Here is a 15,399-nt window from a genome sequence, read left to right as displayed (position 1 = left end):
GGTTACTAAGTGGCTGAATGATTCTAAGATTTTCAGTGAGGCATCGAAATAAAAATAAAATGAAAAGAGTATATGGTTCTTGTCATTTATCCATCTAAACCTCGCTGCAAAGGAATGTATCATGAGCTTACTTAATAAAACCTATCATAGTGCATCGGCTTCAGCGCATTTTTATATAACATTCACTACCGCTGATAATTACACGGGGGCGCTTGTTGCAACTGCTATTATTAATGGTAAGTCCGGTATTCTTACTGGAAAGCAGACAATTGGTGGTAACTACACGAGCATTTTTTTAAATGGTGCGATAGACGGAAAAACAGAAAGTTGGACGCTTGTGACTCCCGACTACGCAGCCCTAAATGGAACAAGGAATTTCACTGATGAAACTGGTCAGCTATTCAGTCACGCTTTTCCGCTTGGATTGATTTAGTAGATCAAGCTTGAAGTAAAATTTGGATGAGAGGGGCATATCTATTTAATTGTCCCTTCTTGGCGAATAGTATGAAAGTGGCAATTTGGCTTTAAATAAAATCCCGCAGTGATGCGGGATTTTATTGTCTGCTTCTTACTGCTATTTAGGCGTTTCAAACCCCCGCTGCTCAATCACTCCAAACACATCAGCAATATCCTGAAGGGCCAAAGGGGACAGATCTATTTAATCGAATCTACTTGGTCGTCCCCCTGTTACTCTATTCGAGTTGTTTCGCAGGCCTGCCTCGCGCTCGATGCGATGTTCGCAATCCCGTGATTTTTTCAATCTCATCTGTGAATCGATGATTCCCCGTCAATTGTCCACGCTGAAGGGCGCCTCTGATCAGCTGCAACTCTGTAGACGGAATCGTCTGCTCCATAAAGGAGGTGTAGCGAGCAAGGCGCTCGGTATGGGTTTCACCGAGCTCGTTGAAGCAAAGGTCTTCATCCAGCCAATGATTTTCTTCCGTTTCGTTGAGACGCAGGTGCAAGCTCGACCAAGGGTAATCCTGTGCATGCTGAACCATTTGCGCTCGCACCGGATTTAGCTCGATGTATCGACTACAAGCCAGCAAATAGGTGTCGGTTTGAACCACGCTGGATTTGTATCGACTCTCCCACAAGGTACCGGAGCGCCCCTCCAGCTTGTTGCGATAGCGCGTCATGCGTCCTGCCAGGCCTTTCATCAGTTGTCCGAGACTCGCGACGGAGTCTCCTGGTGCGAGTAATAGATGGACATGATTGGTCATCAAGCAGAAGGTATAGACTTTGACGTTGTATAGCGCTTTGAGCTCTCGCAGATCTTCGAGGTAACGCTGGAAGTCATTCGGCTCGGCGAACACAACCTGCCTGTTGTGGCCTCGTTGCACGACATGATGCGGATAATTGGGTAAAATAACGCGTCCCATTCTGGGCATATAGCTTCCTACGTCCTTGTAGTGATCGGTGCAGCATAGCAGTAGAGCATCGATTAAATAAATCTGTCCCCTTTTGATGGTCCCCTTTTGATGCGGATAGTTGATAAATACAGTCGCATGATGTGTGAGGCGCGCTAGTCGTTATCGCTAATATGTCTAAATGACTATCAGATCTGACAGTAGGCATCCAATGTCGATTGTCTCAAAATAAAAATCCACACTGTAATGGAGTACGGAATCATGAGTATCAAGAATGTAAAGCCGAAAGCGAAAGGCCCAGTGCCGGTTACTATCCCAGTCCCGGTTACGCCACAACAGAAGCCGGGAAATATCCAAAATTCTAAAGGGCCTGCACCTTTCACGCTTCCGAAAGAATAAAAGTAAGCACGTAATAAAAACCTGCAGAAATGCGGGTTTTCATTGGCTGAATTATTATTAAAGGGGGCAGATTTATTTAATCGGATTTACTTAATCGTCTAACCTCAATCTCTTGAACCGCCCGGTGCCGGTTGGTGTGGCAGGGGAACGGTCTGTGAGGGCCGTCCCCTATGCCGATTGGAAGTAAGTCTGCTCGCCTAGCTCCAGCCGAGCCGCGATTACTCCTTCGGTTCGACGTGATCCAGCGCCTGGTTCACCGCCAGTTCGCCGAGCATGACCACTTGCGCAATGCCCAGCAGGGTCTTGCGATGTGAGGTTTCCAGCAGCGCCGCGAAGTTGTTGAGCATGAGGGTGGCCGAGCCGAGTGTTTCGCTGGTGTTGGCCAGCAGGGCTTCGGTGTTGTACTTCGGGTTGGCGAGGTACATGGGCTCGGGTTCGTGGGTGGTGGCCATGATTTGGGCGGCGGGGTTGAGGTAATGGTCGAGGGCGCGCTCGGCGGCTTCGTGGAATTTTTTTGAATCGGGGGATTCGTAGGGGGAGGCCGGGTCTGTGACCGGCGGATGCGGCGTTGATTTAGTCATTTGCTCGAAACCTGATTGGAGTGCCCCTCTCTGGCTACTAATCAAAGTGGAGGCAACTGTACGCAGGTTAGTAGACCGGGGTTTCGAGCAAGCCGGCGCACCCGAAGGTGCCCTGCGCACAGTTACCATCAAGTGCAGGAATCGAAATCCCTGACTGACAGATGCTTGTGCACCAAGTTCGAAACCACGGGCTACTAAACCCGATCACTGCGAATCAGTGACACGAATCAAGTTACCGATGGCCTCCCAGACGCACGAGCCGGCGGATTCTGGCGTACCTGTAGGCAGCGACGCAAGCCGTTGTAGGCCTCATGAAGTAACGCTGAGTGTCTTTAAACGTTGGCGTTTAAGTGGGGCTGTGGCGAGGGGGCTTGCCCCCGTTCGGCGGCGTAGCCGCCGTAAACTGGGAGGCGCGGTGCACCAGCGGGAATGGGGTGGCAGGGTTTGGGGCTGCTATCGCAGCCCAACGGGGGCAAGCCCCTCGCCACAATGGGTGGATTCCTGCGGGTTCTGTGGATGCCCGGATTGTTCTGCTGTCCGAGTGGTCCTGGGATTACGTATTGTGATCGATATCCAGATGGCTGAACGTCACTTCCCCGCCTTCAGTGGTGTACCCGGTGTTGTCTTGCACATAAGCCCCGGCCTTGAAGTACAGCGGCTTGTCACGCCACATTGCGCTGATGTCGGTGTCCCACTGGTAGCCCGCCGCGCTGATGCCCAACGCACCGCCGGGGCTGAGGTGGATGAAGTAGGAGAATTCCTGATCGAGCTTCACGCCGGTGGCGATGGTGATGACCCGGGGAGTGTCGTCGTCGGGGTGCATGCGGACTTTGGCGACGATGTTGCCGGTCGCGCTGGAGGTCTTGTATTGATACTCGACCTTCACCATCGGCTTCTGGCTGTTGTAGGCATGGATCTGGCCAATAACGATCTTGCCCGAGCTGGGCACCTTATTGATCGCGAGGGTCGCACGCAGGGAATTGTCCGCGTCGGGGTAATACCAGTTTTTCAGCGTGCCGTTGCTGTAGGTTTCGCGCAGTTCGGTGCGAGGGTAGACCGCGTTTTCAGTGCGGGTGCCGGTGACCGGGGCCCAGAAAAACAAGGTGCCGGTGTCGGAGTGGAAGTACTGATCCTTGAAGCCGTCCACCAGCTTGGTGGTTTCGACGGTGTACGGCGGGCTGCCGACGGGAACGCTGAGGTTCCAGGTTGCGAGATCGATCATAATTCAAGCTTCCACATTTTTTTTACTGCACGTGCGTGCCAGAAGCTCTAGCCCGCGTCTTCGGGGGGGTCTTTATAAGCGTACAAGAGATCTTTGTTAATGCCCGTTTGGCAATTGGTTGACGTCAACATCCTGTCGAAATGCCATCGTTCCCGGTTTCCGGGGGCTCTAGGACTTACCGTTAGTCGGCTTCTGAAGCTTTGTCTAAATGCTGGCTCACTGACAGCTTCTGCTTTAAGGGATCCGGGTCTAGAGTGAAGTCGCAATAGGTGACCGGTTTTAACAAAAAGCCGGCCTGACGCCCCGAACAAGAGATGCAGCATGGAATGCGCACAATCTAAGCCAGCTGAAGGCAACTCAATCCTGTTAATTGTTGATGATTACCCTGAAAACCTGATCAGCATGCGCGCGTTGTTACAGCGCCAGGATTGGCAGGTCATGACCGCGGCTTCCGGTTTTGAAGCCCTTGGCCTGTTACTCGAACACGATGTCGACCTGGTGCTGCTGGATGTTCATATGCCAGGTATGGACGGTTTTGAAGTGGCGCGCTTGATGCGCGGCAGCCAGCGAACCCGCCTTACGCCGATCATTTTTCTTACCGCCAACGAACAGTCCCAGGACGCCGTGATCAAGGGTTACGCCAGTGGCGCGGTGGATTACCTGTTCAAACCGTTCGACCCGCAAATACTCAAACCCAAAGTCCAGGCGTTGCTCGAGCACCAGCGTAATCGCCGTGCCTTGCAGCGGTTGAGCCATGATCTGGAAGTCGCCCGGGCTTTCAATGCTTCGGTGCTGGATAACGCCGCCGAAGGCATTCTGGTGGTGGGCGAGGACGGGGTGATTCGCTTTGCCAACCCGGCGATGTCTCGCTTGCTCAATGCCACGGTGAACGACCTGCAAGGCAAGGAGTTTCTGGATTTCCTGCAAAAACCGCACATCCCGATCTGGGCCGATTCCGAGTTGTTTGCCGGTTACAAACGCGGTGAAACCCTGCGCTTGCACGATGCGCTGCTGCGTACCGCCCCCGGCCAGCAAGTGCCGGTGGCGTTGTCTTGCGCGCCTTTGCCCACCGAACAACATGCGATGGTGGTGACGGTGCTGGACATGTCGGTGGTGCGCCATCTGCATCAGCAGTTGGAGTTCCAGGCGGTGACCGACCCGCTGACCGGGCTGCTCAATCGCCGGGGTTTCTACCAGACCGTTGAAAACCTGCTGCTGCGCGGCGAGCGCTCCGACAGCACTTGGGTGCTGTTGTACCTGGACCTCGACGGCTTCAAGCGGGTCAATGATTCCCTCGGCCACGATGCCGGCGACCGGGTGTTGCGTTGGGTGTCCGAACAGTTGAAAGCGTGCCTGCGGCCCTTCGATATTCTGGCGCGGATGGGGGGCGATGAGTTCACTGCGTTGCTGGATCTTGAGCTCCCCGAGCAGGCGGCAAAGATTGCCGAGAAGCTCATCGAGCGGGTGTCGATCTGTCAGCAGATCGAAGGCATGGACATCGCCTTGGGTGCCAGCATCGGCATCGCCACTTATCCCGATTGCGGGTCTAATCTGGACGGACTGATGCGCGCCTCCGACATTGCCATGTACGAAGCCAAGCGCGCCGGGCGTCAGCAATATCGCTTCTACGATCACGAAATGAACGGCCGGGCGCGCTCGCGTCTGATGCTTGAAGAGAGCGTGCGCACGGCCATCGAGAACCGCGATTTCAACCTGGTGTATCAGCCCCAGGTGGCGATTGCCGATGGGCAGATCCGCGGGTTCGAAGCGTTGTTGCGCTGGCAGCACCCGAGTGTCGGCGATGTACCGCCGGGGCTGTTTTTACCGTTGCTGGAAGAGGCGCGATTGATCAGTCGCCTGGGTAGCTGGATTTATCATCGCGGGGCCAAGCAGCGCAAAGCCTGGGAAACCTTGTTCGCCGAAGATCTGGTGCTGGGCGTTAGCTTGAGCAGCACCCAATTCGGGTTGCCCAACCTGGTCACCGAGCTGCGTCAGGTGCTGGAGCGCCATGGCTTGAAGCCGCAGCAGCTGGAAGTCGAGGTCACGGAAGAGGCCTTGATGTCTAACCCCGACGAGACCCGCAAACAACTGCGTTTGCTGCGCAATCTGGGGGTGCGGGTGGCGCTGGATGACTTCGGCTCCGGGGCTTGTTCGCTGGCGCATTTGCGCGACCTGGAACTGGACACGCTCAAGCTCGACCGGCATTTGATCGCCCGGTTGCCAGGGTCCGAACGGGATGCGGCGCTGGCACGCAGTGTCATCGATTTGTGCAACCGGTTAGGGCTGCTGGTGATCGCCGAAGGGGTTGAAACGGTGGCGCAATATGAGTGGCTGCAAGCCAACGGTTGCCAGTATGTGCAGGGTTTCCTGGTGGCGCGGCCGTTGATGGCCGAGGACACCGGTCACTTTGTCGAGCCGTTCGACTGGGGCGCGCTGACGAGTTGAATTCGCTACACTGGCGACCTTTTCGTGACGCGTGTTGCCGCTCCAATGACTGTGTTGAAATACCTCCAGGCTTATCCTGCCGCGTTGCAGGACCAGGTGCGCCAACTGATCGCCGAAGGTCGGCTGGGCGATTACCTGAGCCAGCGCTATCCGGAAAAACACGGGGTGCAGAGCGACAAGGCGCTGTACGCCTATGCCCTGGACCTCAAGCAGGAATACCTGCGTAACGCCCCGGCCATCGACAAGGTGTTGTTCGACAACCGCCTGGACCTGACCCACCGCGCGCTCGGTCTGCACACCGCGATATCACGGGTGCAGGGTGGCAAGCTCAAGGCCAAGAAAGAAATTCGCATCGCCTCGCTGTTCAAGGACGCGGCGCCGCAGTTTCTGAAGATGATCGTGGTGCATGAGCTGGCGCACTTCAAAGAGTCGGATCACAACAAGGCGTTCTACAAGTTGTGCGAGCACATGTTGCCGGGGTATCACCAGGTGGAGTTCGATTTGCGGGTGTACCTGACGTGGCGGGATATGCACTGAACAAATCTGCTAATTAATCGGGAGCGCATGGATGGACGTGAGCAAGACCAAGAGCAGCTTCTACCGCCGATTGTACGTGGCGTACCTGATCGACAGCGGGCTGGCCAGTAACGTCCCGGCATTGACCGAGGTGACCGGCATGCCCCGACGCACGGCTCAGGACACCATCGCGGCGTTGGCGGATCTGGATATCGTTTGTGAGTTCGAGCAGGAAGAAGGCGCACGTAACCACGCGGGGCGCTATCGGATTCGCGAGTGGGGGGCGATTGATCGGGGGTGGATCGAGCGTAATCTGCGGCAGATTAAAGCGGTGCTGGAGTATCCCTGAGCTTTTGCGGTGTTGCAGATGACGCCTTCGCGGGCAAGCCTCGCTCCTACAGGGGGTTCACTGTTCCTGTGGGAGCGGGCTTGCCCGCGATGGGGCCCTCAAGGACGACGCATCCCGATATGCGGAATCTCATCTTCCAGGTATTCCTCACCCACCACCACAAACCCGTACCGCCCATAATACCCCTGCAAATGTGCCTGGGCCGAGAGGTAGATCGGCACCTCGGGCCAGTGCTTCTCGGCCTGTTTCAACGCCTGGTCCATCAACTCATGCCCAAGCCCGGCGCCGCGTGCCGCAGGTGCGATGATCACCCGGCCAATCACTACATCGCCGCCCTGCAACTCTGGGTCGAGCAATCGCAGGTAGGCCACCAGCCGATCCCCGTCCCAGCCCATCAAATGGCAAGTGTCACCTTCCAGGTCCTGGCCATCGATGTCTTGATAAGCGCATTTCTGCTCGACGACAAACACTTCGGCGCGCAGCTGCAAAATGGCGTACAGCTGCTCTTTACCCAGATCGCTGTGATGTTTGCAGACCCAATCGATTGTCATCTTCACATTCCTTGAACAACGTTGTTCCGATACTAAGCGCCCTGAGGCGGGATGTCTTTATGACAGAGGAATCTGTGATAAAGACCAAAATGCCATCATTCATTTCTCGCGAAGTTGTCTTCTTTGTGTAATCTGCGATGAAGCGCTGTGCAATGGCCTCAATGAGCTAATGTTAGGACCTGGGTTTGCCGGTAGAGGGACCTTGGAGTTTTGGCTGAAAAACACGTCGGGCAGCTCGCCCGCTAAGGATTTCTGGCATGCCGCGGTTTCATCGAGCGTTTGCTTTGATCGGATTGCTGTTGCTGACACAGGCCGAGGCTGCGGAAAAGCTGCGTCTGGTCGCCGATGCCTGGCCACCCTTTACCGACGCCACGCTGGTCAATGGCGGTGTGGCCACGGACATCGTCAGCACCGCACTGGCCCGGGCCGGTTACGCCAGCGATTTCGAACAAGTGCCGTGGGCCCGGGCCTTGTTTGGGGTGGGCGAGGGACGTTACGACGTACTGGTCAACACCTGGTACACCGACGAGCGCACGAAGCTGGGGCAATTTTCAGGTGAGTACCTGCTCAACCGCGTGCGCTTTCTCAAGCGCAAAGACACGCCAATCGAATACAACAACCTGCAACAACTGCACACCTACCCGATAGCGGTGGTACGCGGTTATGCCTATTCGCACGAATTTGACGACGATGTGTCGTTGCAGAAAGTCCCGGTGCATAACTTCGCCATGGCTGTGCGCATGGTCGCGGCCGATCGGGTCAAGCTGACTTTGGAAGACGAGTTCGTCGCCCGGTATTACCTGGCGCGGGAATCACCCAAAGTGCGCAATGCCGTGGAGTTCCTGCCCAAGCCGTTGAGCGAGAACAGTCTGCATATTCTGGTGAGCCTGAAGAACCCGGAGCATGAACAGATCGTCGCCGGTTTCGATCGCGAGATTGCGGCGATGAAGGCTGATGGGAGTTATGAGAAGTTGCTCAGGCAGCATGGGATGTGATCTGAAAGGCCTGAGTGTCTGAGCTGAAGCCTTCGCGGGCAAGCCTCGCTCCTGCAGAGTTTGTGTCGGGTGCAAATCCCGTGGCCGACACTGATCCTGTAGGAGCGAGGCTTGCCCGGGAAGAGGCCCGCCCAGTCACTACACATCTCAGGCTTCGCTGGTGTCTTTAATGAGATGCGCCGCCAGCGTCCGCAACGGCCCCAGCTGCCGACAGATCAACGCCAGTTGCGTCTGCACCAGCCGCTGCCCTTCATCGATCTCATCCGGCATCTGCTCAAGCTCGTTGGCCAGGGCTTCCTCCTCGTCACTCTGAATTGCCACCGGCTGTTTGCTCGCCAGGCCCTGGGCGATGTCGTCGAGGCTGGCGGCCAGGCTCACGCCCGCACCGTCGATCAAGTGCTCGCGCACATCCGATGGCAGTTGGGTTTCACGGTGTGCCCCAAGCCCCGACAAATAGCTGAGCAGGGTGTGCGACAGCACCAGGAATCGGAACCCGACATCGGCTTCCTTACGGAAGTGTCCCGGCTCCATCAGCATGTTGGCCAGCGTCGTCGACAACGCCGCGTCGGCGTTGTGCGCGTTACGTCGGGCCAGGCGATAAGCCAGGTCGTCGCTTTTACCGACGGCGTATTGCTGCATGATCTGGCGCAGGTAAATGCTGTTGCAGGTCAGGGTATTGGCCAGCACTTTGTTCAGGCGTCGGCCCTGCCAGTCCGGCAGGAACAGGAACACCGCCAGGCCGGCGATCAGGCTGCCGAGCAAGGTATCGAACAGTCGCGGCAGAAGCAGCCCGTAACCGTCGCCCACCTGGTTGAAGCAGAACAGCACCATGATCGTAATGGCGGCCGTCGCCAGGGTGTAGCGGGTGGTGCGGTTGGTAAAGAACACCACCCCGGCAACGATGGCGAAGCTCGACTGGATTAACGGGTTGGGGAACAGATCGAACAGCGCCCAGGCCACGGTCAGGCCAATGGCGGTGCCGATGATCCGCTGACCCAGTTTGCGGCGGGTGGCGCCGTAGTTCGGCTGACAGACAAACAACGTGGTGAGGATGATCCAGTAACCTTGCGAGGGGTGGATCAAATGCACCATCGCGTAGCCGATGCTCAACGCCAGGGGCAGGCGCAGGGCGTGGCGGAACAGCAAGGACGTTGGCGTCAGCTGTGTGCGCAAGCGAATCCACACATCCTTGAGGCTGCGTGGCGAACGGTCGAGCAGGCTGCTGTCGGTGGCATCTGCAAGCGCATCGGGGTTGCTGGCGTCGCTGAGCAAACGGTCGAGGGTGCCGAGGTTGGCGGCCAATGCCCGCAACGAGCGCAACAGACCACGCCAGGCCGGATTGCTCTGGATGCGCAGGTGTTCGAGGGAGGCGTGCAGGTCGCTCAGGGCTTCGGCGAAGCTGGCGTCATAGATGAACGGCTGGCGCATCTGGATCGATTCGGCCAGCGCGCGGCACACCTTGCCTTGTTGGCGCAGCAGGCGCTGACAGCGGAACAGCACGTCGCTGTGGAAGAACGCCTCGGCCAGCGCGTTGTAAGGGTAGTGCGAGGAGCTGGCGCGCTCGTGGATGTCCTGGGCGAGGAAGTAAAGTTTCAGATATCGGCTGAGTTTCGCACCCGGCCTGCCATCGCCGACCCGGTGCAGAATGATTTCCTTGGCGGCGTTCAGGGCTGCCACCACCCGACCGTTCTGCTGGGCCAGCTCCAGGCGGCGCGCTTCCACGTCCAACTGCCGGATCGGTTCGAACAACGACGATTTCAGTTTCAGGTAATAACCCAGTTCACGGAACAACCGCGCCAGGCTCTGTTGCACCGGCTGGTTGGAAAACAGTGCCTGCCACAACACCGAGAGCAAGCCGTACCAGGCCGCACCAGCCACCAGCAGCACCGGCTCGTGCCAGAAATCAGTGACTGCGCCGCCGCGCTGGTCCACGCCGATCATGGTGTAGACCGACAGAATCAGCGTCGCTGACGCAATCGCGCCGTAGCGTTCGCCCAATGCGCCGAGCATGGTCAGGCAGAAGCTGGCCAAGGCAAAGGCGATGATAAAGAGGATGGGGTAGGGAAATAGCAGTTCGACGGACAGGGCAGCGACCATAAAACACAGCAGCGTCACGGCCAGCGCGTTGAGGCGGCCCTGCCAACTATCGTCGGTCTCAGCCAGGGCACTGGCGATGATCCCCAGGAACAACGGGATCAGCAGCCCCATTTGATCCTGAGACCAACACAGCGCCATGGTGCCGGTCAGGGCGATGAATACCCGAACGCTGTAACTGAATTTATCCAGCGCCCAGAGGCGACGCAGAGACTGCCGAAATGTGGTCGATGACATGAAGTGCGAAGGCCTTCCGAGGCGATGACGCTAAATTGAGCCACTAATGACGCCGACGCAATGGCGCCGATCACATCAGACAGCAAAATCCGTTCCTTCCCAGGCGAAACACGTTCCCCTGCAGGGGGAGAGGTGTAGTCAGACGTACTGCGCCGCCGCGTAACCGGACGCCCAGGCCCATTGGAAGTTGAAACCACCCAGATGCCCGGTGACGTCGAGCACTTCACCGACGAAATACAGGCCAGGGCTTTTCAGCGATTCCATGGTTTTGGATGACACTTCACGCGTGTCGACGCCACCCAGGGTCACTTCGGCCGTGCGGTAGCCCTCGGTGCCGGCCGGCACGACTTTCCAGCTCGCCAGTTTTTCGGCGATGTCTGCAATTTCCGCGTGGGTGTACTGCTTCATCGGTTTGGAGACAAACCAGTTATCCGCCAGCAAGTTGGCCATCTTCTTGGTGAAGATCTCACCGAGCAGGGTTTTCAACTCGCTGTTCGGGCGTTCGACTTGCTGCTGTTGCAGCCAGCTCGGTACGTCGTGATCCGGCATCAGGTTGATCTCTACCGTGTCGCCGGATTCCCAGAACGAAGAAATCTGCAAAATCGCCGGGCCGCTGAGGCCGCGGTGGGTGAACAGGATGTTCTCGCGGAAACTCTGGTCGTTGCAGCTCACCAGGCAATCCACCGACGTACCGGACAGCTCGGTGCACAGCTCCTTGAGCTGATCGGTGATGGTGAACGGCACAAGACCGGCGCGGGTCGGCAGCAGGTCGTGGCCGAACTGCTTGGCCACCTGATAGCCGAAACCGGTGGCGCCGAGAGTCGGAATCGACAGGCCGCCGGTGGCGATCACCAGGGATTGGCAAGTGATCTGGTCCAGCGTGGTATCCAGCAGATAACCGCTTTCGAGCTTCTCGATGGTCTGGATCGAGGTGTCCAGGTGCAGGCTGACGCCAACCTGATTGCATTCGTCGAGCAGCATCTCGAGGATGTCGCTGGATTTGTTATCGCAGAACAACTGGCCGAGTTTCTTCTCGTGGTACGGCACGCCGTGTTTGGCCACCAGAGCGATGAAGTCCCACTGGGTATAACGTGCCAGCGCAGATTTGCAGAAATGTGCGTTCTGCGAGAGGAAATTGCTCGGCTCGGTGTACATGTTGGTGAAATTGCAGCGGCCACCGCCCGACATGAGGATTTTCTTGCCGGCCTTGTTGGCATGGTCAAGCAACATCACCTTGCGCCCGCGCCCGGCGGCGGTCAGCGCACACATCAACCCTGCGGCGCCAGCGCCAATGATCACGACTTCGGTAGAGCGCAAAACGGTGTCCTCACATAAATCTCAGAGCTAACGGCGATCCCGTAGGAGCGAGGCTTGCCCGCGAAGAACGATAACGCGTTGCATCAGGTGTACCGAGTTTTCGTTCTTCGCGGGCAAGCCTCGCTCCTACAGGGGGGCGGTGCGGTTTTACAAAATGCGCACGCGCAGCGAACGGCCTTTGATTTTACCGTCGTTCAGGCGCTGCAAGGCTTGCTTGGCGATCCCGCGTTCCACGGCCACATAGGCCTGGAAGTCGAAAATCGCGATCTTGCCGACCTGGGCACCCGGGATGCCGGCATCGCCGGTCAGAGCACCGAGAATGTCACCCGGACGGACTTTGTCTTTACGGCCCGCACCAATGCACAGCGTGCTCATCAGCGGCAGCAGCGGACCGCCGCCCTGGGACGTGAGGTTATCCACCTGATCCCAATTCAACGGCGACTTCTGCAGTTGCTCGATGGCTTGGGCGCGATGGGCTTCGGACGGTGCGACCAGGCTGATCGCGATGCCTTTCTCACCGGCACGACCGGTACGGCCGACACGGTGAATGTGGATTTCCGAGTCACGGGCCAGTTCGACGTTGATCACCATGTCCAGCGCATCGATGTCCAGGCCGCGTGCGGCGACGTCAGTGGCGACCAGTACCGAGGTACTGCGGTTGGCGAACATGGCCAACACCTGGTCGCGGTCACGCTGTTCCAGATCGCCGTGCAGGCCGACGGCGGAGATGCCTTTGGAGGTTAGGTGATCGACGGTTTCCTGAACCTGCTGCTTGGTAAAGCAGAACGCCACGCAGGACGCCGGGCGGAAGTGGCCGAGCACCTTGGTCACCGCGCTCATGCGCTCTTCCGGGGAGATTTCGTAGAAACGCTGCTCGATCTGCGTGTCGTCGTGGAACGCCTCGGCCTTCACTTGCTGCGGATTACGCATGAACTTCGACGCCAACTGCTTGATACCCACCGGATAGGTGGCGGAGAACAGCAGGGTCTGGCGACGTTCCGGGCACTGGGCGATGATTTCTTCGATGGAATCGTAGAAGCCCATGTCGAGCATGCGGTCGGCTTCGTCGAGGATCAGTGTGTTCAGGCCGTGAAGCACCAGCGAACCCTTGCGCAGGTGTTGCTGGATGCGCCCCGGAGTACCGACGATGATGTGCGCGCCGTGCTCCAGCGAGCCGATCTGTGGGCCGAAAGACACGCCGCCGCACAGGGTCAGCACCTTGATGTTGTCTTCGGAGCGGGCCAGGCGACGGATTTCCTTGGCGACCTGGTCGGCGAGCTCACGGGTCGGGCAGATGACCAGTGCCTGGCAACCGAAGAAGCGCGGATTGATCGGGTTCAACAGGCCGATACCGAAGGCGGCGGTCTTGCCGCTGCCGGTCTTGGCCTGGGCGATCAGGTCCATCCCCTTGAGGATCACCGGCAAGCTTTGCGCCTGGATCGGCGTCATCTGGGCATAACCGAGGGAGTCGAGGTTAGCCAGCATGGCGGCGGACAGCGGCAAAGTATTAAAAGCGGTGGCGATGGTGGTCACGGGACTGGCCTGCAAAACAAAATGTCGCGCAGTGTATCAGTCCCAGGCTCTCCACCTGCAAATTCTGGACGAATAGCCGTAGCAGCTGTCGAGGTACGAGGCTGCGTTGCGTGTCCGCAGGACCGCCCCGGGGGGCCGCTTCGCAGCCCAACGCAGCCTCGTGCCTCGGCAGCTGCTACGGGTCAGTGCTCGATATCGTGCTCGCGGCTGACCATCCGTCGGCCATCCTTCGGTGAAAGTTGCGAGAAGATCGTTGCAGCCAGCATCGCCATGATTCCTACCGTCACAAACGTCAGCTGGAACGCGCCCAGCACCGTGTCCACGTCGTCATTGCCCATCTCCGCCGTGAATCCGCCGAGCAGCGCACCGGCGCACGCCACACCCAGGCTCAGGGACAATTGCGCTACCACCGACAGCAAACTGTTGCCGCTGCTGGCGCTGGCGTCGTCGAGGTCGATCAGTGTCACGGTATTCATCGCGGTGAACTGCAAGGAGTTGATCGCCCCCAGAATCGCCAACTGGCCCAGCAACAGCCAATACGGTGTCTGCTCGCTGACCAGGCCCATGCTCGCCAGCATGATCCCCAGCGCCAGTGTGTTGCCGGTCAGCACGATGCGGTAGCCGAAACGTTCGATCAACGGCCGCGCCACCGATTTGGCGACCATCGCGGCCGCAGCCAGGGGCAGCATGCTCATCCCGGCCTGTGACGGCGAATAGCCCAGCGCCACTTGCAGCAGCAACGGCACCAGGAACGGCAATGCGCCGCTGCCCAACCGGGCGAACAGGTTGCCGAGGATGCCCACGGCGAAGGTCCGGGTCTTGAACAGCGATGGCGCAAACAGTGGATTGTCGATGTGCCCGGCCCGCAGCCAATAGGCCGCCAGACAGGCCATGCCGGCAAACAACAGCAACATCACCCGCAAGTGCGGCAGACGCAGTTCGCCGAGGCCTTCCATGGCGATGGTGATCAGCACCATCGCCGCGCCGAACAGCAAGAAGCCCAGGCTATCGAAGCGGGTGCGCTCACTGCCGCGCAGGTCGGGAATGAATTTCCACACCGCATAGCAGCCGATGACACCCACCGGCAGGTTGATCAGGAAGATCCAGTGCCAGGTCAGGTATTGCACCATCCAGCCGCCCATGGTTGGGCCGATCAGCGGGCCGAGCAGGCCGGGAATGGTGATGAACCCCATGATCCGCACCAGATCCGAGCGCGGATAGGCGCGCAGCACCACCAGTCGCCCGACCGGCAACATCAAGGCGCCGCCCAGGCCCTGGATCACCCGGGCGCCGATCAGCATGCTCAGGGTGCTCGACAAGGCGCAGAGCAATGAGCCGATGCTGAACAACAGGATGGCGCCGAAGAAGATTTTCTTGGTGCCGAAACGGTCGGCGATCCAGCCGGAGGCGGGAATCAGCAAGGCGACGGTGAGCATGTAGGCGATGATCACACCTTGCATGCGCAGCGGGTCTTCGGCCAGGTCCCGGGCCATGGCGGGGAGGGCGGTGTTGAGGATTGTCCCGTCGAGGGACTGCATGAAGAAGGCAATGGCCACGACCCATGGCAACCAGCGGGCGGTGACGGCGTCGAGAGGTGGGCGGTTGGGCATGGGGCCTCTTGTTAATGCAGATTCGTGGCTGGCGCTGAACCCTGTGGCGAGGGAGCTTGCTCCCGCTCGGCTGCGTAGCAGTCGTAAACCGGGCTATACGGTCTGTCTGCTGAACCGCGTTGGCAGGTTTGGGGCCGCTTCGCAGCCCAACGGGGCGGTGCGGCGGTCCGACAAGCCCCC

Annotated in this window: 13 protein-coding genes; 5 read left to right on the top strand and 8 right to left on the bottom strand. The window is 58.5% G+C overall.

Annotated elements, in window-relative coordinates; all coding sequences use genetic code 11:
• The first annotated feature begins 121 nt into the window (after positions 1–121).
• Positions 122–433 (top strand): hypothetical protein, encoded by a 312-nt coding sequence (locus JUI81_RS18120; RefSeq protein ID WP_204124775.1) that lies wholly within the window; start codon positions 122–124, stop codon positions 431–433.
• A 259-nt stretch (positions 434–692) separates the two neighbouring features.
• On the opposite strand, the gene JUI81_RS18115 is transcribed toward JUI81_RS18120, so the two are convergent.
• From JUI81_RS18115 to JUI81_RS18105, 3 genes are all read right to left on the bottom strand, one after another.
• Positions 693–1,391 (bottom strand): transposase, encoded by a 699-nt coding sequence (locus tag JUI81_RS18115; protein ID WP_204124774.1) that lies wholly within the window; start codon positions 1,389–1,391, stop codon positions 693–695.
• Positions 1,392–1,987: 596 nt separating this feature from the next.
• On the bottom strand, positions 1,988–2,350 hold the full coding sequence (locus tag JUI81_RS18110; protein ID WP_018928756.1) for a DUF6124 family protein: 363 nt from the start codon (positions 2,348–2,350) through the stop codon (positions 1,988–1,990).
• A 553-nt stretch (positions 2,351–2,903) separates the two neighbouring features.
• Positions 2,904–3,572, bottom strand: a complete 669-nt coding sequence (locus JUI81_RS18105) for a polysaccharide lyase family 7 protein (RefSeq protein WP_204124773.1) — start codon at positions 3,570–3,572, stop codon at positions 2,904–2,906.
• Positions 3,573–3,893: 321 nt separating this feature from the next.
• Here JUI81_RS18105 and JUI81_RS18100 point away from each other — a divergent pair, with 321 nt between their 5' ends.
• From JUI81_RS18100 to JUI81_RS18090, 3 genes are read left to right on the top strand one after another with little or no spacing between them, the layout of a single operon-like run.
• Positions 3,894–6,017: a bifunctional diguanylate cyclase/phosphodiesterase gene (locus tag JUI81_RS18100; protein ID WP_019580654.1), complete on the top strand. Its 2,124-nt coding sequence runs from the start codon at positions 3,894–3,896 to the stop codon at positions 6,015–6,017.
• Positions 6,018–6,062: 45 nt separating this feature from the next.
• Positions 6,063–6,554 carry a M48 family metallopeptidase gene (locus tag JUI81_RS18095; protein ID WP_007937938.1) on the top strand — a complete coding sequence of 164 codons (492 nt, stop codon included), beginning with the start codon at positions 6,063–6,065 and terminating at the stop codon, positions 6,552–6,554.
• Positions 6,555–6,585: 31 nt separating this feature from the next.
• The gene (locus JUI81_RS18090; protein ID WP_007937940.1) at positions 6,586–6,882 is read left to right on the top strand and encodes a helix-turn-helix domain-containing protein; all 297 of its coding nucleotides are present in this window, start codon (positions 6,586–6,588) and stop codon (positions 6,880–6,882) included.
• Positions 6,883–6,980: 98 nt separating this feature from the next.
• Here JUI81_RS18090 and JUI81_RS18085 read toward each other — a convergent pair whose 3' ends face one another.
• Positions 6,981–7,433, bottom strand: a complete 453-nt coding sequence (locus JUI81_RS18085; RefSeq protein ID WP_204124772.1) for a GNAT family N-acetyltransferase — start codon at positions 7,431–7,433, stop codon at positions 6,981–6,983.
• Between the two features lie 257 nt (positions 7,434–7,690).
• On the opposite strand from JUI81_RS18085, the gene JUI81_RS18080 reads away from it, so the two are divergent.
• Entirely contained in the window at positions 7,691–8,428 is a 738-nt protein-coding gene (locus JUI81_RS18080; protein WP_019580656.1) for an ABC transporter substrate-binding protein, read from the top strand.
• Positions 8,429–8,575: 147 nt separating this feature from the next.
• On the opposite strand, the gene yccS is transcribed toward JUI81_RS18080, so the two are convergent.
• From yccS to mdtD, 4 genes are all read right to left on the bottom strand, one after another.
• Positions 8,576–10,759: a YccS family putative transporter gene (gene yccS, locus JUI81_RS18075; protein ID WP_204124771.1), complete on the bottom strand. Its 2,184-nt coding sequence runs from the start codon at positions 10,757–10,759 to the stop codon at positions 8,576–8,578.
• Between the two features lie 138 nt (positions 10,760–10,897).
• Positions 10,898–12,076 carry an NAD(P)/FAD-dependent oxidoreductase gene (locus tag JUI81_RS18070; protein ID WP_019580658.1) on the bottom strand — a complete coding sequence of 393 codons (1,179 nt, stop codon included), beginning with the start codon at positions 12,074–12,076 and terminating at the stop codon, positions 10,898–10,900.
• Between the two features lie 147 nt (positions 12,077–12,223).
• Positions 12,224–13,561 carry an ATP-dependent RNA helicase DbpA gene (gene dbpA, locus JUI81_RS18065; protein ID WP_239077711.1) on the bottom strand — a complete coding sequence of 446 codons (1,338 nt, stop codon included), beginning with the start codon at positions 13,559–13,561 and terminating at the stop codon, positions 12,224–12,226.
• A 230-nt stretch (positions 13,562–13,791) separates the two neighbouring features.
• The gene (gene mdtD, locus JUI81_RS18060) at positions 13,792–15,300 is read right to left on the bottom strand and encodes a multidrug transporter subunit MdtD (RefSeq protein WP_269210590.1); all 1,509 of its coding nucleotides are present in this window, start codon (positions 15,298–15,300) and stop codon (positions 13,792–13,794) included.
• Positions 15,301–15,399: the final 99 nt, after the last annotated feature.

It is taken from the genome of Pseudomonas sp. 008 (assembly GCF_016861935.1).
Classification (GTDB): domain Bacteria; phylum Pseudomonadota; class Gammaproteobacteria; order Pseudomonadales; family Pseudomonadaceae; genus Aquipseudomonas.
Note: the sequence above shows the minus strand (reverse complement) of the source record. Positions and strands in the feature narration are given on the sequence as shown.

Excerpts from the sequence above, each read along its gene's own strand:
- JUI81_RS18110 (WP_018928756.1), bottom strand. The coding sequence starts at position 2,350 with ATGACTAAATCAACGCCGCATCCGCCGGTCACAGACCCGGCCTCCCCC.
- JUI81_RS18120 (WP_204124775.1), top strand. The coding sequence starts at position 122 with ATGAGCTTACTTAATAAAACCTATCATAGTGCATCGGCTTCAGCGCAT.
- JUI81_RS18090 (WP_007937940.1), top strand. The coding sequence starts at position 6,586 with ATGGACGTGAGCAAGACCAAGAGCAGCTTCTACCGCCGATTGTACGTG.
- yccS (WP_204124771.1), bottom strand. The coding sequence starts at position 10,759 with ATGTCATCGACCACATTTCGGCAGTCTCTGCGTCGCCTCTGGGCGCTG.
- JUI81_RS18095 (WP_007937938.1), top strand. The coding sequence starts at position 6,063 with ATGACTGTGTTGAAATACCTCCAGGCTTATCCTGCCGCGTTGCAGGAC.
- JUI81_RS18105 (WP_204124773.1), bottom strand. The coding sequence starts at position 3,572 with ATGATCGATCTCGCAACCTGGAACCTCAGCGTTCCCGTCGGCAGCCCG.
- JUI81_RS18085 (WP_204124772.1), bottom strand. The coding sequence starts at position 7,433 with ATGACAATCGATTGGGTCTGCAAACATCACAGCGATCTGGGTAAAGAG.
- dbpA (WP_239077711.1), bottom strand. The coding sequence starts at position 13,561 with ATGCTGGCTAACCTCGACTCCCTCGGTTATGCCCAGATGACGCCGATC.
- JUI81_RS18115 (WP_204124774.1), bottom strand. The coding sequence starts at position 1,391 with ATGCCCAGAATGGGACGCGTTATTTTACCCAATTATCCGCATCATGTC.
- JUI81_RS18080 (WP_019580656.1), top strand. The coding sequence starts at position 7,691 with ATGCCGCGGTTTCATCGAGCGTTTGCTTTGATCGGATTGCTGTTGCTG.
- JUI81_RS18100 (WP_019580654.1), top strand. The coding sequence starts at position 3,894 with ATGGAATGCGCACAATCTAAGCCAGCTGAAGGCAACTCAATCCTGTTA.